Annotated in this window: 18 protein-coding genes; 14 read left to right on the forward strand and 4 right to left on the reverse strand. The window is 70.0% G+C overall.

Going from position 1 to position 24,833, the window contains the following annotated elements:
- Nucleotides 1-58: 58 nt before the first annotated feature.
- Nucleotides 59-280, reverse strand: coding sequence for a hypothetical protein (locus KGS77_RS07125; protein WP_242579543.1), 222 nt, complete (start codon nt 278-280; stop codon nt 59-61).
- A 180-nt stretch (nt 281-460) separates the two neighbouring features.
- Here KGS77_RS07125 and KGS77_RS07130 point away from each other — a divergent pair, with 180 nt between their 5' ends.
- The gene (locus KGS77_RS07130) at nt 461-1,633 is read left to right on the forward strand and encodes a histidine kinase (protein ID WP_242579544.1); all 1,173 of its coding nucleotides are present in this window, start codon (nt 461-463) and stop codon (nt 1,631-1,633) included.
- Nucleotides 1,634-1,802: 169 nt separating this feature from the next.
- Nucleotides 1,803-2,456, forward strand: a complete 654-nt coding sequence (locus tag KGS77_RS07135; RefSeq protein WP_277994197.1) for a response regulator transcription factor — start codon at nt 1,803-1,805, stop codon at nt 2,454-2,456.
- Between the two features lie 97 nt (nt 2,457-2,553).
- Here the strand turns inward: KGS77_RS07135 and KGS77_RS07140 are convergent, their stop codons facing one another.
- Nucleotides 2,554-3,087, reverse strand: a complete 534-nt coding sequence (locus tag KGS77_RS07140) for a type 1 glutamine amidotransferase domain-containing protein (protein WP_242587331.1) — start codon at nt 3,085-3,087, stop codon at nt 2,554-2,556.
- Nucleotides 3,088-3,374: 287 nt separating this feature from the next.
- Here KGS77_RS07140 and KGS77_RS07145 point away from each other — a divergent pair, with 287 nt between their 5' ends.
- Nucleotides 3,375-5,090 carry a PucR family transcriptional regulator gene (locus tag KGS77_RS07145; protein ID WP_242587332.1) on the forward strand — a complete coding sequence of 572 codons (1,716 nt, stop codon included), beginning with the start codon at nt 3,375-3,377 and terminating at the stop codon, nt 5,088-5,090.
- 86 nt (nt 5,091-5,176) lie between these two features.
- Nucleotides 5,177-6,001 carry a metallophosphoesterase gene (locus KGS77_RS07150; RefSeq protein WP_242587333.1) on the forward strand — a complete coding sequence of 275 codons (825 nt, stop codon included), beginning with the start codon at nt 5,177-5,179 and terminating at the stop codon, nt 5,999-6,001.
- A gap of 308 nt (nt 6,002-6,309) precedes the next feature.
- On the opposite strand, the gene KGS77_RS07155 is transcribed toward KGS77_RS07150, so the two are convergent.
- Nucleotides 6,310-8,532, reverse strand: coding sequence for an MMPL family transporter (locus KGS77_RS07155; protein WP_242579548.1), 2,223 nt, complete (start codon nt 8,530-8,532; stop codon nt 6,310-6,312).
- A 444-nt stretch (nt 8,533-8,976) separates the two neighbouring features.
- Here KGS77_RS07155 and KGS77_RS07160 point away from each other — a divergent pair, with 444 nt between their 5' ends.
- The 5 genes from KGS77_RS07160 (at nt 8,977) to KGS77_RS07180 (ending at nt 14,032) form a co-directional block, all read left to right on the forward strand.
- On the forward strand, nt 8,977-9,795 hold the full coding sequence (locus tag KGS77_RS07160) for a histidine kinase (RefSeq protein ID WP_242579550.1): 819 nt from the start codon (nt 8,977-8,979) through the stop codon (nt 9,793-9,795).
- Nucleotides 9,735-9,986 (forward strand): ATP-binding protein, encoded by a 252-nt coding sequence (locus KGS77_RS07165; protein WP_347404448.1) that lies wholly within the window; start codon nt 9,735-9,737, stop codon nt 9,984-9,986. Before KGS77_RS07160 ends, KGS77_RS07165 begins: the two co-directional genes overlap by 61 nt.
- 5 nt (nt 9,987-9,991) lie before the next feature.
- Complete coding sequence (locus KGS77_RS07170) at nt 9,992-10,660, forward strand: response regulator transcription factor (RefSeq protein ID WP_242579554.1); 669 nt, start codon at nt 9,992-9,994, stop codon at nt 10,658-10,660.
- A gap of 52 nt (nt 10,661-10,712) precedes the next feature.
- Nucleotides 10,713-11,537 carry a DUF4097 family beta strand repeat-containing protein gene (locus KGS77_RS07175; protein WP_242579556.1) on the forward strand — a complete coding sequence of 275 codons (825 nt, stop codon included), beginning with the start codon at nt 10,713-10,715 and terminating at the stop codon, nt 11,535-11,537.
- Nucleotides 11,538-12,049: 512 nt separating this feature from the next.
- Nucleotides 12,050-14,032, forward strand: a complete 1,983-nt coding sequence (locus KGS77_RS07180) for an N-6 DNA methylase (protein ID WP_242587334.1) — start codon at nt 12,050-12,052, stop codon at nt 14,030-14,032.
- A gap of 100 nt (nt 14,033-14,132) precedes the next feature.
- Here the strand turns inward: KGS77_RS07180 and KGS77_RS07185 are convergent, their stop codons facing one another.
- Nucleotides 14,133-15,353 carry a serine/threonine-protein kinase gene (locus KGS77_RS07185; RefSeq protein WP_347404449.1) on the reverse strand — a complete coding sequence of 407 codons (1,221 nt, stop codon included), beginning with the start codon at nt 15,351-15,353 and terminating at the stop codon, nt 14,133-14,135.
- A 344-nt stretch (nt 15,354-15,697) separates the two neighbouring features.
- Between KGS77_RS07185 and KGS77_RS07190 the strand changes: the two genes are divergently transcribed.
- Genes KGS77_RS07190 through KGS77_RS07210 form a run of 5 tightly spaced genes read left to right on the forward strand, consistent with a single transcriptional unit; the run spans nt 15,698 to nt 24,832 of the window.
- Nucleotides 15,698-17,134 carry a PD-(D/E)XK nuclease family protein gene (locus KGS77_RS07190; protein WP_242579558.1) on the forward strand — a complete coding sequence of 479 codons (1,437 nt, stop codon included), beginning with the start codon at nt 15,698-15,700 and terminating at the stop codon, nt 17,132-17,134.
- The gene (locus KGS77_RS07195) at nt 17,131-18,309 is read left to right on the forward strand and encodes a hypothetical protein (protein ID WP_242579560.1); all 1,179 of its coding nucleotides are present in this window, start codon (nt 17,131-17,133) and stop codon (nt 18,307-18,309) included. Before KGS77_RS07190 ends, KGS77_RS07195 begins: the two co-directional genes overlap by 4 nt.
- A complete protein-coding gene (locus KGS77_RS07200; RefSeq protein ID WP_242579562.1) occupies nt 18,302-21,901 on the forward strand; it encodes a hypothetical protein in 3,600 nt (1,199 codons plus the stop codon). Before KGS77_RS07195 ends, KGS77_RS07200 begins: the two co-directional genes overlap by 8 nt.
- Nucleotides 21,902-21,923: 22 nt before the next feature.
- On the forward strand, nt 21,924-23,264 hold the full coding sequence (locus tag KGS77_RS07205) for a DUF3962 domain-containing protein (protein ID WP_242579565.1): 1,341 nt from the start codon (nt 21,924-21,926) through the stop codon (nt 23,262-23,264).
- A complete protein-coding gene (locus tag KGS77_RS07210) occupies nt 23,264-24,832 on the forward strand; it encodes an RNaseH domain-containing protein (RefSeq protein ID WP_242579567.1) in 1,569 nt (522 codons plus the stop codon). The genes KGS77_RS07205 and KGS77_RS07210 overlap by 1 nt, the downstream gene beginning before the upstream one ends.
- The last annotated feature ends 1 nt before the right edge of the window (nt 24,833 follow it).

Consider the following 24,833-nt stretch of genomic DNA (forward strand, 5'->3'; position numbering starts at 1 on the left):
GGCCGTGCTCCGGGACCGGTGAGGGGGCCGCCGACGGGGCCCCGCCCCCGCGCGAGCGTCATGGACGGGCGCGGTCCACGGCATTCCCGGCCGCGCCCACCGCGACGCCCAGCACGATCATCACGATGTAGCTGTAGACCTCGTACCCGTCGGCGACGAGATGGTGCAGGAAGCCGAACAGACGGACCCAGCCGAACCACTCGTGCAGCAGGCCGCCGATCCCTCCGACGACCAGAACGAAGCTGATGATCCTCAGCAGGCTCTTCACAGGTGATGTCATGCTCCGACGCTAGAAGCCGCGGTCCGGGCGGCACATCGGCCGACGGGAGCCGGGGCCGCGACCGAAGTCGCCGATGTCCGGGCCGGCGGTCGTCCCAAAGTATCGGACCGGTGGCGACAAGTACCGGTCCGGCCCGCCGGGCGCCCCCGGTGACACCCCGCGGCCGTACATTCGTCGAATATGCGCCGCTTCCACCGCATCCACCGCACCCGCCGCGACTGGGCCACCGACATCGGTCTGTTCCTCTTCGCGGCGTCCTTCGCCGCGATCAGCTCCCAATCGCTGCCCGGGACCGAGCTGAGCCCCGCCTGGCAGATCGCCGACCAGGTGGCGGGCGGCCTCGCCTGCGCCTCGGTGTTCCTGCGCCGGCGCCGGCCGGTCCAGATCGCCGTCGTCCTGCTGCTGGGCGGAACGTTTGCGCACTACCTGACCGGCCCGGCCCTGGTCGCCGTCTTCACCGTCGCCGCCCGCCGCCCGTGGCGCACCACGGCCTGGGTCGCCGCCCTCGCCTTCGCCCCGCTGCCCCTCTTCTTCGCCGAGCTGCCGGAGTACGACCAGGAGCGCGCCGGCCGGGCGCTCACCTACTTCGCGCTGATGGCCGGGGCCCTGGGGTGGGGGCTGTTCCGGCGCGCACGGCAACAGCTCATCGCCTCGCTGCGGGAGCGGGCGGAGCGGGCCGAGGCGGAGGCGGCACTGCGCGCGGAGCGGGCCCGGCAGCGGGTGCGCGAGGAGATCGCCCGTGAGATGCACGACGTGCTCGCGCACCGGCTGTCGCTGCTGAGCGTGCACGCCGGGGCGCTGGAGTACCACCCCTCGGCCCCGGCCGCCGAGATCGAGCGCGCGGCGGGGGTGATCCGCGAGAGCGCGCACCGGGCGCTCCAGGATCTGCGCGAGGTGATCGGTGTGCTGCGGGCCCCGGTCCAGGACGGGCGTCCGCAGCCGACGCTGCGGGACGTACCGCGGCTCGTGGAGGAGTCACGGGAGGCCGGGGCCGTGATCGCTTACGAGCCCCCGGAGCGGGCCGCCGGGGAAGCGGTGCCCGAGGATCTGGGACGTACGGCCTACCGGATCGTCCAGGAAGGGCTGACCAACGCCCGCAAGCACGCCCCGGACGCCCCGGTGCGGGTACGGATCTCCGGCCGCCCGGGCGAGGGGCTGGACGTGGAGGTGCGCAACGCCCTGCCCTCCGGTGCCGGGGACACGGACATTCCCGGAGCCGGGCAGGGGCTGATCGGGCTGGCCGAACGCGCGGAGCTGGCCGGCGGGCGGCTGGAGCACGGCCGGGCCGGGCCGGACTTCCGGCTGGCGGCCTGGCTACCCTGGCCCGCGGACCGCGGAGCGCCGGGCGGATGACGGAGCCCCGCCTCAGCCTTGACCCCGGCCCCCCGCGATCGCCCACCGTGGACGTGTGCCCGTGCAAACCTGTGACCCTGCAAACCTATGAACCTGCCAGCCTGTGAACCCGTGAACCTGTGAGGCCGCCTTGCCGTTGAACGAGCCCCCGCGGAACGAGCCCGTACCGGTGATCCGTGTCCTGCTCGTCGACGACGACCCACTCGTACGGGCCGGTCTGCGCCTGATGCTCGGCGGGGCACCCGACATCGAGGTGGTGGCGGAGGCCGCCGACGGCAGCGAGGTCGCCCCTCTCGTCGCGGCCCACGCCCCCGACGTCGTCCTGATGGACATCCGGATGCCGGGGACGGACGGGCTGGCCGCCACCGAGGCGCTGCGGCGGAGCCCCGAGCCGCCCGAGGTCATCGTGCTGACCACCTTCAACACCGACGAGCACGTGCTGCGGGCCCTGCGGGCGGGTGCGGCCGGGTTCGTACTGAAGGACACCCCGCCGCGGGAGTTCGTCACGGCGGTACGGAAGGTGGCGGCCGGCGAGCCCGTACTGTCACCGGCCGTCACGCAGCAGCTCATCGCGCAGGTGTCGGGCGGCGCGGGGCAGGACGCGCGGGCGGCCCGCGCCCGCGAGCGGCTGGCCGTGCTCGGCGAGCGGGAGCGGGAGGTCGCGGTGGCCGTGGGCCGGGGCAGGTCGAATGCGGAGATCGCCGCGGAGCTGTATCTGTCCGTGCCCACGGTCAAGACGCATGTCTCACGCGTCCTGACCAAGCTGGACCTGAACAACCGGGTGCAGATCGCACTGCTGGTGCACGACGCCGGCGAGTGCTGAGCCGGTGACGGGCTCGGCCCTCAGCCCACGGCCATCGGCCCTCGGCCCTCGGCCCTCGGTCACCGGCCCTCGGTCACCGGCCCTCAGCCTTCAGCCCTCAGCCCGAGAACTCCGCCACGAACGCCTCGCAGAACGCCTTGAGGTCGTCCGGCTTACGGCTGGTGATCAGCGTGTTCGGGCCGTGGTTGCAGATCTTCACCTGCTCGTCCACCCATTCGCCGCCCGCGTTGCGCACATCCGTCCGCAGGCTGGGCCAGGACGTCAGCATCCGGCCGCGTACGACATCGGCCTCAATCAGGGTCCACGGCGCGTGGCAGATGGCCGCCACCGGCTTGCCCGCGTCGAAGAAGCCCCGTACGAACCGTACGGCCTTCTCGTCCATCCGCAGCGCGTCCGGGTTGGCCACCCCGCCGGGCAGGACCAGGCCGTCGAAGTCGCCGACCGATGCCTGTTCGACCGTCTGGTCGACGGGGAAGGTGTCGGCCTTGTCCAGATGGTTGAACGCCTGCACCCGTCCGGAGTCAGTGGAGATCAGCTTGGGCGTACCGCCCGCGCCGATCACCGCCTGCCACGGCTCGGTCAGCTCGACCTGCTCGACGCCTTCCGGTGCCACGAGAAACGCCACCTGCATGCCGTTCACGTCCTTTCCGTCGTTCTCCACGTTCCGCACGGTCTGCACGTTCCGCGCGGCTGCACGTCCGCACGAGCCGTACGCTCCGTACGCTCCGTACGAGGAATGTTTCGGAGGAATGTTCTCCTTTCGCCTCCCCGTCCTTAAGCGAAGGAAAACACCCCAAAAGACCCGCGTCCATCCCGCGCCCTCACTCGCCCCGCCCCCGGCAGAGGCGATGGCCAGTCCGTCCACCCGGCGCGGGCGGGATGGACACCCTGTCGGCCCCCATGACGGACACTGTTCCCATGCCGCTGCGTATCGCCGATCTCCTGGACCGCCCCGAGCTGAATCTGTCGGTCGCCTACGACGTCCCGGCCGGTCTCCTGGACCGTCCGGTGGAGGCGGCGGCCGTCTCGGACCTGACGCGTCCGGGGAAGTGGCTCCAGGGCGGTGAACTCCTGATGACCATCGGCCTGTTGCTGCCGATGGAGCCCGCGGCCTGCCGGGCGTACGTACAGGACGTGACCGGGGCCGAGGCCGCCTGCCTGGCGCTGGGGCTCGGCCAGGGACTGCCGTACCAGGAGGTGCCCGAGCCGCTGGTGAGCGCCGCACGCGAGGCGGGTCTGCCGCTGCTGACCGTGCCGGACGGGGTGCCGTTCATCGCCGTCACCAAGGCCGTCTTCGACGCGCGGGCCGAGGAGCGGCGCGCCGTACTGCACCGGGCCTTCGCCACCCAGCGCCGGCTGACCGCCGCCGCCACGGACGGCGGGCTGCGGCCCACGCTGGAGGAGTGGACGGCGGCCACCGGGGTCGGCGCGGCGGTCCTGGACCCGCTGGGCCGGCTGCTGGCCGCGGGCGGCCCCGACCTCACGCCGCCGCCGGCCGAAGCGCGCGACCTCCTCGAACGGGTGGCCGCCCACGGGCTGCGCGGCAGCGCCTCCAGTACGGCCGGCGGCAAGCCGCTGGAGGTCCAGCCGCTCGGCGCCCGCCGGCTGCGCGGCCTGCTCCTGCTGACCGGCCGGCCGGACGCGGCGGCCCGGTCCGTGGTCCCCGGCCTGGTCGCGCTGCTCTCCCTGGAACTCGAACGCCGTCACCTGATGGACGAGCCGGAACGGCGCCGCAGGTCCGAGCTGCTCTCCCAGCTCCTGGCGGATCAGGAGGGCGCACCGGGCCGGGCCCAGGACATCCTGGCGTCCGCCGGCCTGCTGGAGGAGCGGGTACGCGGCGTCGTGGTCGAAGTACCGTCCACCCACCCGGACGCACCGTCCCACGACGCCCCGACGAACGGCACACGCGCACAGCGGACCACCACACCGAAGGCAGCCGCCCACGCCTCCGGCCGGACCGCGGCTCCCGGCCGGACCACGGCTCCCGGGCCCCCCGCCGACTCCCAGGCGCGGGAGATCGCCGCCGACCTCGCGCTGGCGCTCCCGGGCGGACTGGTGCGGGTGACGGACGGCGCGGCCACCGAAGCCGTGACCACCGAAGCGGTGACCATCGAAGCGGTGGTCGGCGAGAGCCTGGACATCCGGGAAGTACTGGGCCGTTTCGCCCCCGGCTGCCCGGCGGGCATCGGTGCGCCGACCGCACCCGGGTCCGTACGGATCTCGATACGCCAGGCCGCCGGCTTGCTCGGGGTGAGCCGGGCGAGCGGAGAGCCGGTGGAGGCCCGGCCGAGCGACGCCAGCAGGCTCCTCCTCGGCCTCGGCGACCGCCGCACCCTGCACGGCTACGCCGACGCCGTACTCGGCGCCCTGGACCTGGTGGACAACGGCGAGGAACTGCTGACGACCCTGGCGGCATGGCTGGAGACCGGCGGTGCGTGGGACGCCACCAGCCGGCGCCTGGGCGTACACCGGCACACCGTACGCAACCGCCTGGACAAGGCGATGGCCCTCACCGGACGCCGCCTGGAGAACCCCGACGACCGCTTCGACCTCTGGCTGGCCACCCGCATCCGACGCGACGGCGCCCCATCCCCCACCTCCGACACCCCCGATACCCCCACCCCACCCACCTGACCTACCGTCAAGGCATGCAGACCCCACGCGCCGCCGAGAACGCCGCGGCCCACGCCTCCGGGAGCGGTTCGGCGCCCGGCAGGCTGATGGCCATCAGCGACCTGCACGTCCGGTACGAGGAAAACCGCGCCATCGTCGAAAAGCTCCGCCCCTCCTCCGAGGCGGACTGGCTGCTGGTGGCCGGCGACGTCGGCGAGCACGTCGCCGACATCCGCTGGGCGCTGACCGTACTCAGCGACCGCTTCGCCAAGGTGGTGTGGGCCCCCGGCAACCACGAGCTGTGGACCCCGCCCAACGACCCCGTACAGCTTCGCGGCGCCCACCGTTATGACCACCTGGTGGAAATCTGCCGGGAGTTGGGCGTCGTCACACCCGAGGACCCCTACCCGGTCTGGGAGGGAGCCGGCGGCCCGGCCGTGATCGCCCCGCTGTTCGTCCTGTACGACTACACCTTCCGCCCACCGGGCGCCCCCACCAAAGAAGCGGCCCTGACGCTGGCCGAGGAAGCGGGGGTCATCTGCACCGACGAGTTCCTCCTCCACCCGGACCCTTACCCGACCAGGGAGGCGTGGTGCCGGGCCCGCCTGGAAACCACCGAAGCCAGGCTCGCCGCGATTCCCGAGGACCTGCCCACGGTCCTGGTCAACCACTTCCCCGTCGTCCGCCAACCCACCGAGCCGCTGTGGCACCCGGAGTTCTCCCTGTGGTGCGGCACCGAGGCCACCGCCGACTGGCCCCGCCGCTTCCGCGCCACCACCGTCGTCTACGGCCACCTCCACATCCCCCGCCTGATCCACGTCGACGGCATCCCCCACCAGGAAGTCTCCCTGGGCTACCCCCGCGAGTGGCGCCGCCGCACCCGCCCCCCGGGCCGCCCGGTCCAGATCCTTCCGGCAACGACGGAAGCATGAGAGCGAGCACGTCAGCAGGCGGGCCGGCGGGCCGGCGGGCCGGCTCCAGTTTGAACCCGTTCGCTCATGCGACCGGGCCTTGCCGAGGTGCGGTCCTGGCGTCCTTGCCGAGCACGAGCCCCAGCGCGTACGGCAACGCGTACGGCACCTCGCCGTATGCCGATGCCCGCGCAGAACCCTGTTCCGTGCGGGCATCGTCCGGTCCGGCGGCGGTCGCCACCGCCGGCCCTCGTCAGGCGTCGGGCGTCAGGCATCGAGCGCCAGACGCAGGGAAGAGAGGGCGCCCCTGCTCTCCCCGCGGGAGCTGATCACCCATGGGAGACGGCCGGGTCCTGCCGCACAGATCTCGACTTGGGCCAGGCCCTCTTGCCCAGCAGGACAAGGGCTGCGGGCAGCAGCACACCGCGGATCAAGGTGGCGTCGAGGAGGATGGCGACGGCAAGTCCCACACCCAGCTGCTTCATGTCCAAGGTCGACAGCGTCGCGAAGACCGCGAAGACGGCAACCATGATCACAGCGGCTGTGGTGACCACGCCCGCGGACGTAAGGATGCCGTGCCGAACGGCCGCATGTGTGGAGCCTCCCAGTCCGACCCCCTCGCGCACCCTGCTCAGAACGAAGATGTGATAGTCCATCGACAGCCCGTAAAGGACTACGAACAGAATCAGCGGGAGCCAGGAAACCACCGCTCCATTTGAGTCAAACCCCAGCAGGCTTTCGGCCCACTCGCCCTGGAAGACCAGGACGAGTACTCCATAGGCCGCCGCTACGGAAAGCACGTTGAGCACGGCCGTCAGCAGAGCCAGGGTCACAGAGCGGAAGGCGAGCAGCATGACGCCGAGGCAGAGCAGGGTGACGAATCCGAACACCAGAGGCAGACGGTCCTGCAGTGTGTCGGAAAAGTCCGTCGAGAAGGCTGTCTTGCCCCCGACTGCCCATTTGTCGACGTCGGCTCCTTTCAAAGTCTTCGGCGCCAGGTCGTTGCGCAGCAGTTGCAGCGTCTGCTTCGCCTCCGATCCACCCGCGTCCCCCTTTACGTGCAGTTCAAGCCGGGAAACCGTGCCGTCCCTCGACAGCGCGATGTCTGGCTTCGCTGACTGTGCAAACTGTCCGGTCGCCATGGCGTCGTCGTGGATGGCCGTCAGCAGCCGGGCAACCTCGCCGGATCGCCCCTTGTCGGCCTCGACCGCCACGGTATGCGCCGTTCCCTCGGTCGGGAACGCCTCCACCAGCCGGTCGTAGGTCTGCATGACCGCATACGAGCGCGGCAGGTCCTCGTCACCGGGCATCTTCAGCTTCATTCCGAGCGCGGGTGCGGCCAGAGCCAGCATGGCCACGCCGATCAGCAGTGACACTCCCGGTGCCTTGAGCACGGGACGCAACACGGCGGCCCACAGTCGGCTCTCACCGCGTACGACGGTGCGCCGCCGAAGCAGGGGGATCCGAGGTCGGTCGATCTTGTCGCCGAGGCCCGCGAGCGCGGCCGGAAGCACCGTGAGAGAGCCGAGCACAGCCACCAGGACCACCAGGACGGTGCCCAGGGCGAGCGAGTAGAACAGCATGTTTCCGGAGAGGAACATGCCGGCCATGGCGAATGCCACCGTCAGGCCGGAGACCAGGACGGCCCTCCCCGAGGTAGCTGCGGCGATACGCAGGGCCGCGGCGGGGGATTTCCCGAGCGCCCGTTCTTCGCGCTGTCGCCGGATGTAGAAGAGTGAGTAGTCAACTCCGACCGCGAGACCCATCAACAGGATCAGACTGGCTTGATTGGCATCCACGGGCACGAGCAGCGAGGTCACGCCCGCCAGGCCGAGTGCGAAGACGACCGAGGTGATGCCGAGTAGCACCGGCAGTCCCGCCGCGAGCAGTGCGCCGAACGCGACCAGCAGGATGAGCAGTGTCACCGGGACGCTGATGAACTCCGCGCGCTGGAAATCGGCGTTGAGCTTCTGGCTCAACTCCTTGGTGATGGAGCCCTTGCCGAGCTGTTCGATGCGGAGGCCGGTATGGGCCCGCTGCTCCGCCTCGGTCGCCTTCAGCATGGGACCGACGACATTCTTGGGCTTCTTCTTCTCGTCTCCGGTGCCCAGGTCGAGGGTGACCGGCAGCAGAACGCTGCGGCCGTCTTCAGAGGTCACCGGTTCACTGACGTCGGCGACCGCGTTCACAGTCTTGTACCGGGCGCGCAGAGAGGCGACCACGTCGTCGGCAGTGGCGGCGGAGAGTTTGCCGCTGCGCGCCTGGATCATCACGCGCTCGATGCCGTCGTCCGCGAAGTCCGCGTTGTCCAACATCCGTTCGGCGACCGCGGACTGTCCGGTGAGGCCGTCGGCGTCCTCCTGCTCGCGGACTCCGGTCACCGTGCTCGCCGCGTACGCCAGAATCACGACCGCGATCCACAACAGCAGGGTCAGCTTGCGATGGGCCATGCTCCAAGCAGCTGTTCTCTCCACGAGTCCACGCGGTGGCGGCGCCACGTCCGAGGACCCGGGGCGCTGGCGCGCTGCGTGCTTTTCTTCGGTGAAGGACACGGTCAAGGCTCCTCGTAGGGGTTGAACCGTGACGCTATGCAGCGGTGTACGTCACTGTCGGGCGTGCGATCACCTCTTCGGAAGTAGTGCTGGCACTACCGTCGAAGGACACGTCTGCACGCTCGGAACCGCCCAAGCCGCGAACCTAGGATCCTCATACGACGAGCCGAGACCGGGAAGTGTTATGAGGCGGAGACCACCGAGGATCCGGGCAGCGTACCGCGCCGCTCGGCGCCTGCTCACGCGGGACGTACGCGATGACCTCCTTCAGCTGCTGACCACGCTGGCCATGTCGCCGCTGTACTGCGTACCCCTCGTGCTGCTCCTGACAGGCGTGACCCTGACCCCGCTCCTGTTGATCGGTCTTCCGCTGCTGCCTCTGGCAATGATGACGGCCGGCTGGATCTCCCGGCTGGACCGGCAACGGCTCTACCTCCTGCGGACTTGGACATCGACATGCCGGTCACTGCGCCCAGCAAGGGCTGGAAGGACCGCCTGGGGCGGCTCTTCAGCCGTCGCGCCTGGCGTGAGCTGACGCACACCAGCGTGATGTTGATGTGGGCCCTCGGCGCCGGCGGGCTGATGCTGACGGTGCTCGCGGCAGGCGTGATGCTCACCCTGCTGCCGCTGTCCGCTCTGCTGCTGCCCGACGGAGCCGCGCTCCTCGACGCCGGCATCGGCACCCTGTGGGGCTCGACGTCCTCTGCGCTCACCGGGTTGGTCCTGCTGGTTGCCGGGCTGTGGCTCGGGCGGCCGTTGGCCCGCGCAGAGTCCGACCTGGCCATCCGCATGCTCGGCCCCAACCAGGTCGACCACCTTGTCCGGCGGACGCTGGACCTGGAGGACAGCCGCTCGCGCATGGTCGATGCCGCCGAGCAGGAGCGGCAGCGCATCGAGCGCGATCTTCACGACGGTGCACAGCAGCGGCTACTGTCGGTCGCGATGAGCCTGGGCAGGGCCAAGTCCCGGTTCGATCGGGACCCGGACAAGGCGCGACACTTGCTGGTGACCGCGCACGAGGAGGTCAAGGCCGCCATGCAGGAGTTGCGTGATGTCACTCGTGGTCTGCACCCGTCCATCCTCACCGAGCAGGGCCTGGCACCCGCTCTCGCGGCGGTGGCGGCCCGGTGCCCTGTCCCTGTCGAGCTCATGGTGCGTTTGACCGAGCGCCCCTCCCCCGGGCCGAAGCGGTCGCCTATTACGTGGTCTCCGAGTTGCTCACCAATATCACCAAGCACGCAAGGGCGGACGGGGCGTCCGTGAAGGTCTTCCGGGAGGACGAACTGTTACGGCTCACAGTCAGCGACGACGGCATCGGCGGCGCCGACCCCGACCGGGGTTCAGGGATCCGCGGGCTGCGTGACCGGATCCGTGCGGTGGACGGCCATCTCACGCTGACCAGTCCGTTCGGCGGCCCGACCGCCGTCGATGTCACCCTTCCCTGGAGGGCATAGCGAACATGTTGCGCGTCATCATCGCGGAGGACTCCGTCCTGTTGCGCACCGGTCTCGCCAAGCTCCTCGCCGACGAGGACATCGACGTCGTCGGGCAGGCAGGAAATACTGACGAGTTGCTCGCCCTGGTCACTGACCTGGACCCGGATCTGTGTGTGGTGGACGTCCGGATGCCGCCCACCCACACCGACGAAGGGTTACGTGCCGCTCTGACGATCCGGGCCTCGGACCCGGCCCGTCCCATCCTCGTCCTGTCCCAGTACGTGGAAGCCCGCTACGCCTCCAAACTCCTCGCGCACGGCAGTGCCGGCATCGGGTATCTCCTCAAGGACCGCGTGGCCGACGTGGACGAGTTCGTGGCCACCTTGCACCGTGTCGCCGACGGCAGCACCGCCCTGGACTCCGAGGTGGTCAGCCAGATCTTGGCAAGTCACCAGAAGAAGGACAACGGTCTGGCAGTACTCACCCCGCGCGAACGGGAGGTGCTCGGGCTCATGGCCGAAGGTCTCAGTAACAGCGGCCTCGCCGGCCGTCTGTTCATCACCGAGCGGGCTGTCGAGAAGCACATTCGTGCCATCTTCACCAAGCTCGGCCTGCTGCCCGACGACGAGGGGAATCGTCGCGTACGAGCGGTACTGCAGTACCTCGACTCCCTGACCGACCCGCTTCCGTGAGCCTCTTACGGGCACCCGCGCCGACCTGCGACCACCGAAACCGGAGCCAGAGATGTACGACACCCTTGCCTCGGCCCGCTCGGGCCCGCCCCAGTCACGCCGCCACAAACGCTCCGTGCTGCGTCGCGTCATTCGTACCCTCGCGATCCTGACCGGCGTCACCGTGGTCGGTGGAGCCGCATGGTACTTACTGTTGTTCCTGGTCACCGCCACGGAGTCGAGTTCTGCCGCGATCAGGCCTTCGGTGCGGAAGATAGAACTTTCCATCGACAGCGGTGATATCGAGGTCGATGTGGTCGGGCAGGAGGAGAAGCCGGAGCTGTACAAGAAGCTGACCAAATCGCTGCGCTCACCCGACGAGACCATCAAGCAGGACAAGGACACTCTGCGCGTGACAACCCGCTGTGGTGAGGGCATGGGCCAGTGCGCGTCGGACTATCGCCTGACGGTGCCGGTCGGCACCCGGATCAGGGCCGAGACACGGTTGGGCGACGTCTCGGTGCAAGGCGTGCAGGCCTCGGTCGAAGGTCGTACGCGGATCGGAAGCGTCCGCCTGGAACGCATCGCCGGGGACCACCTCGTGGCCGTCAGCAAGAACGGCGCTCTCACGCTCAAGGACGTGAAGTTCGGCACCGCCGAGGCCACGACCGAGCTGGGTGACGTACTGGTCGAGGACATCGACGCGTTCGAGAGGCTGACAGCCGTCTCCAAGACCGGTGACGTGGAGCTGCGTCTCCCGATGACCGCCGGTCCGTTCGCCGTGAACGCCGAGACCAAGATCGGCAACCGGAAGGTGACAGTGGACCAGGACTCATCCTCCGGCGCGAGCGTCAATGCCCGGACGAAGATCGGCGACGTGACGGTCCGCGCGAACTGACCGCGGCCACGCCCCTCCCTCACGTGATCGGGCGGTCGGAGCCCATGGCTCCGGCAGCCCCTCGATGACGGCCGGGTCCGGCTACAGCTCCTCGACGCGGGCGAGAACGGCCTTGAACAGCGGGTACTGGATGGCGGCAAGGAGCATCACCCGCCGTGATCCCGCTCCGACGTGCACGGCAAGATCTCCGCCAATGGCGATCCGAGGGGTTCGTCGCCGCCACTGGCAACCTGACAACCGTCTACTCAACGCTCCCGGCTCGTGGAACGCTCACCGAGTGCCCGCGATCAAGGAGCGCTACGGCTGAAGATCCACCGTCGTCGTTCTTCCGGCTCCACAACACCGCCCGCGGCCTCACCAGCGATCGCGACGACATGGCCACATGTAAACTGAGTAAACATATAGGATAGCGTTCGTTGGCGCACACTACCCTGGGCCACCGCAGTCAGTCCGTAACGTCACCGGATCCGGAGGGGGCCATGCCCGCACACCAGGAAGCACCCCCCGTCTTGGTGACCCTGGCCGAGATCGCACGCCTGGCCGGGGTGGGACGGGCGGCTGTGAGCAACTGGCGGCGGCGCCACCCGACCTTTCCGCTCCCGGTCGCAGGCACCGATGCCCGCCCCCAGTTCTCTCTGCCCGAGGTACGCGAATGGCTGAGCGCCGAGGGCAGACTGCCCGAGGAGCCACAACCCCTTGACCTGCTGTGGCCCGAGTACGAGGCACTGGGTTCACGGGAGGCCATGGGAGCACTGGTGGCTCGCATCGGCCTACGTCTGTCCGGCGCGGGTCCGGCCAGGGAAGAGGGCCTTCCCCCCTTGAACCAGGCAGCGTCCGACCTGTTGAAACGAACCTTGGACACCGCCGATGCGCAAGCTCTCGAGGGTGTTTTCGAGCAGCTGCTGGAGCGGTGGCTACGCACCCACGTGCGGCAGGTGGCAGCTACCCCGGAACCGCTGGCTCGCCTCATGCACACTGTCGCGGTCACGGTGCGGGGCGCATCAGTCCCGCGGTCAGTATTCGATCCTGCCTGTGGTACCGGCATGCTGCTCCTGGCCGCTCTGGGGGACGCCACGGACGGCGGCAGCCCCGCAGTCGTCCTCGGTCAGGACAATGACGCGGTGCTCGCCGCTTTGACCAGAGCCCGGTTGGCTCTGGCCACCGCCTCTCGAACCAACCAGCCCGACATCCGTATCGCATGGGGAGACTCACTGCGGTCCAATGAGTTCCCCACCGCCCAGGCGGACATGGTGCTCTCCAATCCGCCGTGGAACGAGCGGGACTGGGGCGATGCGGAGCTCGCCACCGATGCTCGCTGGGTGTACGGGCAGCCGCCACGGACTGAGTCCGAACTGGCCTGGGTACAGCACATCATCTCCGCGCTCTCCCCCGACGGTGTGGGCGTTGTACTGCTGCCGCCGGCAGTCGCATCACGCCGGGCCGGTCGGCGGATCCGTACTGCTCTGCTGCAGAACGGCGTGCTCCGAGCGGTCGTAGCTCTTCCGCCGGGAACAACCGCCCCGTTCGGAGTCGGCCTGCACGTGTGGGTACTTCGTTCCGCAACCTCTGCGGATTCCGATGCCAGTGACCCGCGGGTCGTCTTGGTGGATGCGGCCCGAGACCTCCCCACCGTTCCGGGAGGCGGTGTTCCCTGGGACGCGCTGACCGATGCCGTACGGCGAGCGCTACGGGGTGAGGACGTAGCGGGGGTTGTACGAGTGCCCGTCGTCGAACTCCTGGACGGCGAAGTGGATCTCACTCCGGCCCGGCACGTGCCGGATGACACCGCGACCACCGCGGCCGATCTGAAGCATGGATGGACTGGTTTCGGCCGCCTGCTCGGCGACGTGAGCGAAGCATTCGACTTCCTGTCGACCCTTGCTGTCTCGGACGAACGGGACCAGGCCTGGGCCGACATCGGCGAGCTCGAACTTGCCGACGCCCTCACCTTGAAGGCCGGCCAGGCCCTGCCGGAAGCATCGCTCCTGCGCGGGGACAGCCCAGAGGGCGGAATCCCGGTCCTGGTGGGCCGTCATTTCGTCGACGTCCCGCGTCTGTGGGTGCCTGCACAGCTGGTACGGCAGGGCCGCGAGGACGACTCGCTCACCGTGACCGCGAACGGAGATGTGGTCGTTTCGGCATTGGCACGCGCCTTTGACGTGCAGGTGGAAACCGCCGCCCCGGCCGTCCTCGGACCGCACATGGTGGCCATCCGAGCCAACCCCGCTCTCCTTGATCCATGGTTCCTGGCCGGGTGTCTGCACAGTGCCGCCAACGCCCGGCAAGCGGGAACACACTCGTCCACAAGCTCCCGCGTCGATGTACGGAAGCTGCGCGTTCCACGGCTACCGCTGCATGAGCAACAGCGGCTGGGGGATGTGCACCGACGGATCTCTGACTTCGACCGGCACCTGGACGACCTGCGCGCCTCGGGTAGGGAGCTTCGGCAGGCGCTCGGGGAACTGCTGTTCGCCGGGCGATTGTCGACGAAGTAGACGGACCGCGCTATCTCTGGCACGACGCTCCGGCAGCACAGTCCTCGATCACATCTGCGCTACCTGACCTGATCCGGTCATTCGGTCTCGTCATGTCGTCTCAGCCCGTTCCCCCACGAAGCCGATCGAGTTCCGTACAGAGCCACCGCGTCTGAACCACCAGGGGATCACCAACTCCCCACTCGGCTTCGGCGCGCACGAGCAGGGCAGGAAGTCGCCGGCAAGCGTCCGCCGGCCGTTGCGCATCGAGCTCCCGACCTGCCTCGTCGAGCTGGCGTCGTACATCCTCACGGTTGAGCCAGCCATCGCGACCGCGACCGCGTGAACCTGCACGGGGCGGAGTGATGGCACCGGGTTGCGGTGATGCGGTGGACGGACGAGCGACACCTTCCGGGAGGCGGAATCGCGCGGTGGGGTCGGGGTCCATCAGCGGTTCAGGAGCCGGGTCGCCAGGGCGGGGCAGATGGCGGCTCAGCACATCGGCGATCACGTCCGCGCTCTCCGGTCGGTTCGCGGGCCCCTTCTCCAGCAGCGCGCTGACGAGGGCGTCCAAAGCCGGCGGTACACAGGGGTTGAGCAGGCATGGGGGCGGTGGAGCGTCCTCGAGGTGCCGGATGTCCCTGCTGCGGTCGGGAAGGTCCTCGAACGGCCGCGCCCCTGTCAGCAACTCGAACAGAACGCATCCGAAGGCATACAGGTCCGCCGACGGCGTGATGTCCCGAGCACCACGGATCTGCTCCGGCGCCATGTAGCCGACGCTTCCAGGTGTGGCCCCTAGGACGGTGTACCGGGTGGCCTCAGGGTCGGTCAGATGGGCAATACCGAAGTCGACTAGTTTCACCGCGCCGTCAACCCGGCTGACCAGGATGTTCCCAGGCTTGAGGTCACGGTGGACGACTCCGCGGGCATGCGCATGTGACAGCCCTTCGGCCACCGGATGGGCGATGGATGCGGCTGCCGCGACCGGAAGGGGCCGGTGGCGCAGGAGCAGTTCGCGAAGGCTGACGCCGTCCACGTACTCCATCACCAAGCAGGGCTCGCCTCCGCGGCGCCCGTGATGGAGGAGCCGCGGGATGGACGGATGGTCGAGATCCGCGAGGATCCGGCCCTCTCGCTCGAATCGGCGGACGAGCTCCTGCAGCCTGCGATTCCACTCAGCAGGAGCGAAGTCCTCACGCGCGTAGGCATCCAGGCGCAGGACCTTGATCGCCACACGAGCTCCGGTGGTCAGGTCAGCGCCGAGCCAGATGGCACCCATACCTCCGCGCTCGACAACGGCCTGCACTCTGTAGCGGTCGGCGACCACTTCCCCTACCCGCACCGGGCACCTCCTCCTCGGCGTTCCAAGCGTGACCCACCGTAATGGTTCACAGGCGAATATACCTAACTTGCTTGACTTAGTTCACAGATGCCTGCTGTCCTGTTCAGCGTCACACCGCTCACGACGCCCCGGAGCAGAGAGGAACAACAACAGCCGTGAAGCCGTTCACCGTTCCGGCCGACACCGATGGGGACATCCGCCTCATCCGGACCTCTCTTCCGCTATTGCGCGACGACCCGGGCGACTGCCCCTTGGGGAACGCCCTCAGGGCCAGGCCACTGGTTCGGCAGAAGCAATCCCGCGCGCGCCGCAAGCCAGTTGAGGACTTCGCTCTGGGCCCGGTCATGGCGACGCTCGATGCGATCGAGTTCGAAGGGCTCTCCGTTCGGGAAGCACTCGCGCGTCTGGCCCGCGATCGCAGGTGCCTGCCCGCGCACCAGCGGTGGGCGGCAGAAGCAGTGGGCCGTTACCTTCAGATGCGGGAGCAGTACGAGGCCGCTCGCCGGGTCGAGGGGCGCCCTGCCACTCGGCCCGTGAAGCACCAGTGGTCGGTCATCGCCAAGCGTGACCAGGCCGACGAGCGCGGCGCCAGGCGCTACGAGCGCACCGCATGGGGCCGGCGCTACGCGTCCGAGGACGGCTCGGAGCGCGAACTGTGGCTGCTGTCCGTAAACACCCTGCGCACCGACCGGAGCGAGGCCGAGAAGGCGGAGGCAGCTTGTGTCCTCGCCCGCGGAGTGCCGGTGCAGTCGGCGTTCGGGGACATTCACCGCCCTCTGGCGGATGCGCCTCGACTCCCCCGCCAGGTCCGGGTCGTAGGTTTCGGCTGCGGTGACGGCAGCCACGGCATCCTCGAGGACATGTCGGCCGAACAGGCCGAACAGGCCTACGCCGACCGTGCTCGGGAGGTCCTGGGCCGTGCGGTGGACTCCAGGAGCACCCGCCCCGGCTCGTCGTGCGTGCGGTGCGAAGCGCTGACAGGGTGTACGGCGGTGATCCGCGCACCCGGCATCCTGGGCGTGCCGGCTCCCCGCCACTTCCGGAAGCGGCGCTCGCTGTCCACGACCGACCTGCGTGTCCACGCCGTATGTCCGGCGCGCTACCACCTCACCCGGACACTGCGCCTCAAGCCTGATGCCGAGGAGAGTGAGGCGATCCGGCGGGGACGAGCGGTCGACACCTGGCTGAACGAGCAACATGTGCACGGCAGTTGCTTCCACGCGCCGCTTCCTTCGGCCCTGCCCGGCCTGTCGGCCGACGCCGAGGCTCAGGCACTGAGCATGCTGGCCGAACATCAGAGCTGCTGTCCGCTCAGGTCGCTGCCCGCTGGTGCACGCGTACGCGTGCAGCCCCGGCTCACGGTCCACGATCCGGAGCTGGATGTCGTCCTGATCGCCGATCCCGATCTTCTGTACGCCCAGGGAGGCGGCTGGGTGTGGCACGAGACCAAGACTGCCTCCCGGCGCCCCTGGGAGGGGGCGAGTCTGCTGCAGAGCTATCCGCAACTCGCCGTCGCCGTCCTGATGATCGAGGCCGGCGCGCTGGAGAGCGACCCCCGCCGCTGCCGGATCGACCTGGAGGTGCTGCACGGGCAGGGCCCTTGGTACGGCGAGGTGGACCCGGCGGATCCCGGGACCCTGGACGAGGCGCGTCGGGTGGTGGCGGAACTCGCCGCATCCTGGGTTTCCGACGAAACCTACCCCGCACGCCCAGGCCGGCACTGCGCCGAGTGCGAGGTCCGCTCCTGCTGCCCTGACGCCTCCTCGCCGGACACCGAATGACACGGCCGCCGGCGAACGAGACGCCCGACCCGCCCTCTGTGTCCGACTGGGGTGCGCACCGGGGCATACCACTGCTGCGGACGGTCGCGACAGCACTGACCGTACTCGACCAGGTGACGGGCCTGGACGCCTTCTGTCTGCCGTATCCGCCCGAAGTCCAGCGAGCGCTGGACCGCACGGTCCTAGCCTGCCTGGAGCGCGGAGCGGCCGCGCCGTCCGGCCTCGCGGAGCTGCTGGTCTGGTGCCGGGAGCGTCCCGTCGCCGACTGGCCTGTCGACCTCCCGCGGGACGTGGTGGGCCCCCACGACCTGCTGCTGGACCCCGTCTCCCGACGCCCGACCCAGTTGTGCCATGAGTGGGCCGACCGGTGCGGTGACAGCGCCCTCGCCCTGCGCGACCGCGTGGTCGTGAGCGCGGCGCTGCGGCTGTGCCGCGAGTACGGCGAGGAGGCCGCCTACACCGAATTCCGCAGACTGCTGGTGGAGCATCCGGTCCTCACGGCGGCCGAGGAGTGCGAGCTTGCGTTGGACCACGTACTCGATCCGGTGCGTGAGCTGCTGGCCGTGATCTACCAGCCCGTCCCGGACAGTTACCGACGCGACGGCCGATGCGCGGTGTGCGGCCGGTGCGGCAGCCTGCTGACCCCTCTGCGGGAGGGGGGGTGGTGGTGCGAGCGGGACCGCTGCCGACTGCACGGGGAGCCCCTCATCCGTCGTCTCGTCCCTGCGGAGGAGGCGGCCGGACTGCTCCAACTGGAGAGGCCGCTGCGTGTGTTCGTCACTGGGCCGGGGCTGGCGGAGGTCGCATTGGAGGGGCACCTGGCCGCACTCGGGCTGAGGGTGCGCATGTGGCCCGCCTTCGACGCGTACGACATCCATGTGACGTTCCCGGACGGCTGGGTGTGGGCCGTCGACGTCAAGGACTGGGCCCACCCGGCCTTCCTGGGACGTGCGGCGCGGACGGTGCCGAGGGAGCCCCGCTATGACGAGGCCTTCTGGGTGGTGCCGCAGGAACGCGTGGACCATCGCCACGGGTACATCGAGACATTCGAACGCAACCGGCCACCTGCGGCACACGACCTCCGGCTCGTCACGGACACGGACCTGGTGGCCCGCGCCCGCCGGAGACTCACGTCGCTGCGCACCGGAAGCGGAAAGGAGCAAAGGCGTGCGTGACCGCGACAGCTGGCACCGCCCGGTCAGCCAGGAACTGGGACGCCTGTGGAACGAGGTGCGGGCCCGTGGCACAGAGGCGAAACCCGTATTGCTGTGCCAGGTGGAGCTCGCCTTGCGGCTCCTGGAACGGCTCGCCCCGGAGGAGCCGGCGAAGTCCGCATACGTCTTGCTAGGAGGGTATCCGTTCGCGCGGGCGCGCGGACTCGTCGGAGACTCGGGCGACGGCGCGGTCATGCTCGCGGCCGCACGCCACCTGTTGTGGCCCCTGCGCCGAGGACGCGCCTGGCACCAGGCGTTGGACACGTACGAGCAGCTGCCCGATCGGCTCAGGGGATATCGCGTCGAGTCGCCGCACGCCCCGGCACTGGCACGGGAACCCGTGGTCGCGGCGGACCGGTTCGCGGTCTACGACAACGCCTTGTCCGCCCTGCCGCCTCTGGCCGTGGCAGCGCTGCCACTCGCCCCGTCGGGCCGGTCCACGTTCGTCGAGCGCCGGCGCCCCGCTTCGGTCACAATTCCCACATGGCTGACCACGCCCCCCGTCGACGGTCACCGCCCAGAGGCCCCACGCGCGGGCACGGGCGAACCACTGGAGATCTCGCGCGCCGAACTGGTGGATACCGCTCGCTGGATGGACGCCACCGAACACTCGAACGAGGTGATGAACCCCGGTCACTGGGAGGCACGCCTCGCCGAGGTCCACCTGCATCCGCGTGACGGCAGCGACAAGGACTTCGCCGTTGAGGGGCCGCTGCTCCTCGACGGGCTGCTCCACCTGGTCGGCATGGTGGGGGCGGGCAAGTCGACACTGATGACGCTGGTAGCGGTATGGGCGGCGCGCCAGGACCCGGTGTTGCGCACGACGCTGGTCGTGGGCGATGTGGCCGAACAGCTCAGGCTGACCGCGCTGCTGCGCGACCTGGGCCTGTCGGCGGCCCCGGTGCTCGGTCTGACCACGCGGGAAACCCACGTGACGCGGCTGCACCGCAGGCTTGCCTCCCGCGGGCTGACGAACCTTCTCGACCACGACGATCCAGGTTTCGACGACCTGAGCACGGTGTGCGTCCTCGACGCACTACGGGGCACGGAGGCAGCCCGCCCCCTGCGGTTCGCCGACGCACCCTGCACCTCTCTCTATCCGGAGCGGGCCAAGGCCGCGGACGTACCCGACGGCGCCCCGCTCGCTCCGTACCGGCCGGGCGACCCGCGAGAGGAGCAAGGAACCCCCCAGCTCAAGGGTGAGCCGCACGGCTGCCCCGCCTGGTACGCGTGCCCGCGTCATCGGGCCGCCCGTGAACTGGTGGAGGCCGCCATCTGGGTGGCGAACCCCGCGAGCCTGGTTCAGTCCGCCGTACCACGTCACCTCGGGGCCGAGCGGCTGCGCCATCTCGAACTCGCCTGCCTGCGCAGCGACATCGTTATCGTCGACGAGGCCGACTCGGTGCAGATGAACCTTGACAGCCAGTTCGCGCCCTCGGCGGCTCTCGTCTCCCCCACTCTGGAGTCCTGGCTGGACCAGCTGCAGTCCCACCGCATCCAGGAGCTGTCGAGGCAGGGTCGGCTCCCGCTCACGGACCAGGACATCGAGCGCTGGGCGACCGCGCTGTCGACGGCGCACACGGCCGCGGACCGGGTCTGCACGCTGCTCATCTCACACAAGGACCTGCGGGAGTGGGCGGACATCGAGTACTTCAGCCCCTGGACCCTCCAGGAGAAGCTGCTCGTCGGCTGGTTCACGCCTGCGGCCGCGACCGGTCTGCCGGACGGAGCAGCCGACGAAGCGGAGGTGTACGAGGCGTACGAGGAGGACCTGGAAGGCGAGGCGAACGCACCGAAAGGCACGAGCAGCCCCTTCGAGGACAAGCAGCGCGAAGTACTGACAGCGATCTTCGACGCGTTCCGCGACGATCCGCTCGGCGGGCGCGGGCCGTACGGCGACGCCACCGACGAACTCACTCGGCTGGCGCAGGACGTGCTGCACACCCTGTCCGGACGCGATACACGGACCAGAGTGCTGGGCTGTCTGCGCACGCTGCTCGCGGATACCCCCTCCGTCGGGATGGACGAGGAGTCCCTGGACATCACAGCCCGCCGGCTGGAGTTCCTGCTCGCCTTGAGCGTTCTGCACCACCGGTTGGACCGTCTGGTGTTCCTGTGGCCGCATGTGGAGGCCGCTCTGCACCTGGACTCCACGGGCAACGAGCTGTCGCGCAGGCCTCCTCTGGACTACGCGCCGCTGGTGCCCGAGGCCCCCATGGGCAACGTGCTCGGCTTCCAGTACCTGCCCGACGACCGCGAGCGTGATGCCGACGGCCGGTGCAGCGGCACTCTGCGCTTCTTCCGCTGTGCAGGGGTCGGCCGGGAACTGCTTCAGGCCCTGCCCGATCTGGGTGCCGATCCAGGCCGCGGCAGGTCAGGCCCGCAGGTGCTGTTGATGTCCGGTACGAGTTGGGCCGGTACCTCCACCCGCGCGCACATCACCGCCCCCGTCGGTGCTGTGCTCAAGCCGTCCTCCCGATCCCTCAAGGCAGTCAGCCGGACGGTCTTCACCACCCGGTTCATGTACGACGCGGAAGGGCGGCCGATGAGCCTGTCGGGTACAGACCCGAAGGTGCGTCCCGCCGCCGCGCGAGCGCTCGCCACCCGGCTCGGCTCACCGGGGCGAGCCGGTGGCGCCAGCCCTCTGGAACAAGAGCTGGCCAAAGTCGACGACGAGGGCCGACGCCGCGCCCTGCTCCTGGTCGGCAGCTACGCGGAGGCTCGGACCGTCGCCGACGTCCTGCACGGGATGGATCGCTGGCGCGGACGGGTGAGGGTCCTGGCCGCCGACGACGCCGAGTTGCAGTACACGTCTCGCGCGAACGGAAGCAGCGACGACAAGACGGCCACAGCGCTGCGGCGCGGTGATCTGGCCTCCTTCGCCGAGGATCTGACGGCCGAGGTTCTGGTGGCTCCGCTGATGGCGGTGGAGCGCGGCCACAACATCCTCAACTCGCGACGCAACGCGGCGTTCGGCACCGCTCTCTTCCTGGCTCGCCCGCACCCGCGGCCCGACGACCTGTCGCTGGCGGTGTTCGCCATCAACGACTGGGCCAGCCGTTTCGTGCGCAACCACCCCGGCCTGCGCTTCGGCACATTCGCCGACCTGGTCAGGGCCGCGCCCGACCTGGACGCGGCGGCGCTCTCCTTCCGGCATGCCGCACGGGCCGAGTGGCGCCGTCTGCTCTCGCGGCGCTACATCTACTCTCGCCTGTCCGACGACGAGAAGCGGGCGTTCGCCTGGGACCAGCTGGTGACGGTGTGGCAGGTGATCGGCCGCCTGGTGCGGGGTGGTGTGCCGGCACGGGTGGTCTTCGTCGACGCGCGCTTCGCGCCACACACAGCACGGCTGCTCGCGCCCGGCAGCAGCACCCCCGCCGGCCCACCCCTGAGCGACGGGCTGCTGTCGGGCCTCCGCGACGTCCTGGCCCCGTATTTCGGCGACGCGCCCATGCCGCACACCCCGCTCGATCCGGCTGAGCCGGCCATCGTCCGGCTGCTCTACGCACCGATGTACCGGGCGCTGTACGACCTCACGCACCACACCCCCTGACAGCCACGCGAAAGGAAGCCCCATGTCCCCGCGCTATGAATCCGTCCGTACCGCCGCCTGGCTGCCGCTGGACACCGACGCCTCGGCCGTCGGCCGCTACCGGGTCATGCCCTTCCCCGAACAGTGGCGCGGCCGACTGCTCGACCTGTGCAGCGCGGGCCGCGACAAACCCGCCGAGTACGTACCCACCTTCCGCATGGATCAGGTGGTGCAGGCCCTCGCCCCGGACGTGCTCGTGCGCCCACGGCCCTCCGCGTATCTCGGCGAATCACCGGACTTCTGGTTCTACGTTCCCGAAGACGTCCCCGATCCGCTCCCGGCCCCGGCGCTGCGCACGTTGGTGAAGGCGTGGCTGCGGGACCTGCGCCCCGAGCGTGAACACCGCGCACTGCGCGAGGAAGTCCAGGAGGCCCTCCTGTCGGAACTGCCCACCTGGCAGCAAGGCGCCGCCGTTGAGCTGCTGCGCTGCACGCCCACGCCCGGAGACACCGCCGCTCCTGACCCCCGCCAATTCCAGCTGACCACGGACTGGCTGGCCCGTCGCATCCTGGAACTCCCGCCGTTTCCGTACGAGGGCGGCAGTCTGCGGTTCCGGGCGGTGCCGCGCGGACCGCGCGATCAGGGTGCCGAACTGGTCTCTCAGGCTCTGCCGTTCGAGTCGGGGCGGACGACCGGCTGGTTCTCCGTGGTCTTGAACATCACCCTGCACACCGTGCCCTTCGATCCGCTGCCACGCCTTCATCTGCACTCCCACATCCGCCGGTACGCGACGGCGGTCTCCTCCCGTACCGGACGCCTGCACCTGCCCTACGGCCGCCGCACGACCGTGCTGCTCCGCCCTCGTGTGCCATGGCTGCCCCAGGCTCCGGCCAGCGACCGGTTCGCGTCGGCTCGGCTCGCATGGAGCCGGGACGGACACGACTGGGTCCTCGGGGGCCCTGCGGGAATGCTGCGCGGCATGTCTCTGAGGGAGACGTTCCCGCAGGCCGACGCGATTCTCTCCGACCCGGAGGGATGGCTGAAGGACGACATGCGCGCCGCCGTCGTCCATGCGACGGCGATGGGCTCGCATCCGGTCGGAACCGGACTGATGCCCCATCAGCGATCACAGATCGTGGAATGGGCCGAACAGGCTCTGCCGCCGCAGCTGCGTCCGGCTCCTCTCCTGATGCGCACTCGCCTTTCCGGCAGCAGGCCGGCCAACCCCCGCCAGGAGCCGAGCGAGCCGTCCCGCAAGGCGCTGGCGGAGCGGGAACGGACCGAGGCCCGCCGCCTGGGCACGGCCTTCGCCCTGACGGCTCTGGCTCCCGGTGCGGCCTCCCCCCTGTCCTGCATGCCCATCTGCTGTGGCAGTCCGACCTGATGCGTGACACCTGCATCGCTGCCCTGACCACCCACCTCGGCCTCGAAGGCGATGGCGGGGTCCCTGTCTCCGAGCAGGCCTGGGAAGACGCCGTGGACCTGTCATGGTGCACCCCGGAGCTGGAGGTCCGCCTGCACTGCCGCAAGCTGGTGCGCGCTCTCGCCCATGACCTCGCCCTCCTGGAGGGGCGGCGTCACAGCGCCAAGGCTGTCGCCGAGGCGGTGCACGAGCGGCGCCGCCAGATCGGGCAGTTCCTCGCCGAATGGCCTGAGGGGGTGGAGGCCGATCGGCCGTCCGTCGCCGTCGTGGAGATCGACCGGCCGGACGACTTCACCTCTTCCGACCACGACGCGAAGTTCGCGGTACGCCTGGGCTGCGCCGACGCAGGTGTCCTGACCCAGTTCACGGCCGTACCCAAGCAGGTCCAGGGGTACGACAGCGTCAAGGACAAGGAGTTCAGGGCCGCCAAGGCGTGGGACGACGCCCTGCGCCAGCTCGGTGTCCGCGTGCATCCCGAGCACACACTCGGCGACCGTCTGCCCGAAGGGCTTCGGTTCGCGGCCGTGTGGATGGTGCGCAAGACCCGCCGCAATGCCACCCGCGCGGCGGGGCACCTGCCGGTCGCGGTTCTGGTCACCCCGGATCCGTCGACTCCGGGGCAGGCCCGCGTCGAGGGCTGGGACGACGAGGTCCGGGCGTGGGTGCCTTACCCCGTGCTGCTCCTGCGGCTGGCGCGCCGCTCCGGGGCGTCGGTACCGCTGGTTCCGGCGCCGCGCGACGGCGAGGCGCCGACCGCGGGGCTGTCGTACTGGGCCGACCGCACGGAGCAGCGCCGGGCCTGTGAGGAGTGGCTGCAGCGGGTGCGCCGCTCGTTGAGAGGCACGCCGACCATGCTGCTCGCGCACGGCCAGAACATGCGCGCGCACTGGACGTGGCTGCAGGACGGCAAGGTGGTCGCGGACCGTCTGCGCGACGGGCACGCCCCGATGCGCCGTATCGATCCGGACCTGTACCTGGTGCGGGTGCGTACCGCGCGTGGCCGTGAGACGCCGCAGTGGTGGGCCGAGAATCCGGCGGGGGCCAACGGGCTGACCGCGCATCTGTGGACGGCGCCTGTCGCGGAGGGGCGGACGGCGCGGGTCTTTTGGTCGGCGACCGAGAAGGCCCGTACGGCGAAGCTGTCGGTGGCCGCGGACAAGCTCGCTCCGCGCACCAACTCCAAGGGGAAGCTGGTGATCGACACGAACAAGGCGGCCTGGAACCCGGCGCTGGTGGAACTGGCCGTACTGGGCTGTCACTTGGAGGACGGGGACGTCCCCGAGGCGCTGGCTCTGGCTGCCCACCAGCTGCGCCAGGCCCCCGATCTGCCGGACGCCCTGAGCCTGCCCCTCCCGCTGCATCTGGCAGGACTGGCGCAGGAGTACGTCCTTCCTTTCAAGCCGGCCCAGGGCGAGACCCCCGATGCAGACGCCGCGGCTGACGGCGACCCGGATGAGGCGGCGGCGCCCGGCCTGGACGCCGGCCCCGAGGAGGGGCAGTTGGCGCTGTTCGACGCGGCGCGGGCGTAGT

It is taken from the genome of Streptomyces sp. MST-110588 (assembly GCF_022695595.1).
Lineage (GTDB): Bacteria > Actinomycetota > Actinomycetes > Streptomycetales > Streptomycetaceae > Streptomyces.

Excerpts from the sequence above, each read along its gene's own strand:
- KGS77_RS07125 (WP_242579543.1), bottom strand. The coding sequence starts at position 280 with ATGACATCACCTGTGAAGAGCCTGCTGAGGATCATCAGCTTCGTTCTG.
- KGS77_RS07130 (WP_242579544.1), top strand. The coding sequence starts at position 461 with ATGCGCCGCTTCCACCGCATCCACCGCACCCGCCGCGACTGGGCCACC.
- KGS77_RS07140 (WP_242587331.1), bottom strand. The coding sequence starts at position 3,087 with ATGCAGGTGGCGTTTCTCGTGGCACCGGAAGGCGTCGAGCAGGTCGAG.
- KGS77_RS07145 (WP_242587332.1), top strand. The coding sequence starts at position 3,375 with ATGCCGCTGCGTATCGCCGATCTCCTGGACCGCCCCGAGCTGAATCTG.
- KGS77_RS07150 (WP_242587333.1), top strand. The coding sequence starts at position 5,177 with ATGGCCATCAGCGACCTGCACGTCCGGTACGAGGAAAACCGCGCCATC.
- KGS77_RS07170 (WP_242579554.1), top strand. The coding sequence starts at position 9,992 with ATGTTGCGCGTCATCATCGCGGAGGACTCCGTCCTGTTGCGCACCGGT.
- KGS77_RS07175 (WP_242579556.1), top strand. The coding sequence starts at position 10,713 with ATGTACGACACCCTTGCCTCGGCCCGCTCGGGCCCGCCCCAGTCACGC.
- KGS77_RS07190 (WP_242579558.1), top strand. The coding sequence starts at position 15,698 with ATGGCGACGCTCGATGCGATCGAGTTCGAAGGGCTCTCCGTTCGGGAA.
- KGS77_RS07195 (WP_242579560.1), top strand. The coding sequence starts at position 17,131 with ATGACACGGCCGCCGGCGAACGAGACGCCCGACCCGCCCTCTGTGTCC.
- KGS77_RS07205 (WP_242579565.1), top strand. The coding sequence starts at position 21,924 with ATGTCCCCGCGCTATGAATCCGTCCGTACCGCCGCCTGGCTGCCGCTG.
- KGS77_RS07210 (WP_242579567.1), top strand. The coding sequence starts at position 23,264 with ATGCGTGACACCTGCATCGCTGCCCTGACCACCCACCTCGGCCTCGAA.